At 65.0% G+C, this 843-nt stretch carries 1 pseudogene; it reads left to right on the forward strand.

The window, feature by feature from the left end:
• A pseudogene (locus C0V97_RS18295) lies at positions 1-843 on the forward strand (hypothetical protein); the annotation flags it as partial.

Below are 843 nucleotides of genomic sequence, written 5' to 3' on the forward strand. Positions count from 1 at the left end.
GGGGGGCGGTGCGGGCAAGGCGGGTAGCGTGTCCATTCCCGGCGCTGGCACCGCCGCAAGCAGCGTCGCCAGTTCGAGCAGCTGGCTTTCCAGCGCGCTCGGAACGAAACTCTTCGGCACGGCGACTGTGGGCAATATGCTCGGCGGGATCGGTGGCGGCATGGGCCTCGGCTCGGCGCTCGGCAGTATCGGTGGGGGCACCTATGGTCTACTCGGCTCGGGCGCCGGGGCGGCGCTCGGCGCCGGTCTAGGCTCGATCATCCCTGGCATCGGCACGCTTCTCGGCGGTCTGATCGGTGGCGGGGCCGGTGGTCTTCTGGGCGGGCTCTTCGGGCACAAAAAGAACCCCTACACCATCGATCAGGTTCTGCTCGAGGGCGATCAGTTCAGCATCGGCAAGACCTGGAACCAGAAGCAGACCGACACCATCACCGCGCAGCTCAAAGCCGATATCGCGAGCCTGAATACGATGATGAGCAGCATGGGGCTCAAGGCCGGGAATGCCTATCTCGGCACGGTGCGCGACGATCCGAATAACAAAGACCCGGATCAGCGTTCGGTGAGCCTCAAGGATCTGCTGGGTGGCGTGCAACTGCGCAGCGACGACAATGCGACATTCAGCCAGGCACTCGCCCAGGGAATGCCCGCAAGTTTCGACAGCGTGGCCGCGTTCCAGACGGCCGTGACGCAGCTCAAGGGAATGGCCGATACGGTGGATGCGCTGGGCGTTGCCGTCTCGAAATTCAACAGCGACGGCACGGTGACCGTGTCGGGCTTTACCGAGGCCACGGGGGATCTGCGCACCGCGCTCGATGCCATGCTCAACGGCAAGACGGTGTCGAC

Origin of the sequence: Asaia sp. W19 (assembly GCF_003994335.1) — a bacterium.
In the GTDB taxonomy this organism is placed as follows: Bacteria; Pseudomonadota; Alphaproteobacteria; order Acetobacterales; family Acetobacteraceae; genus Asaia.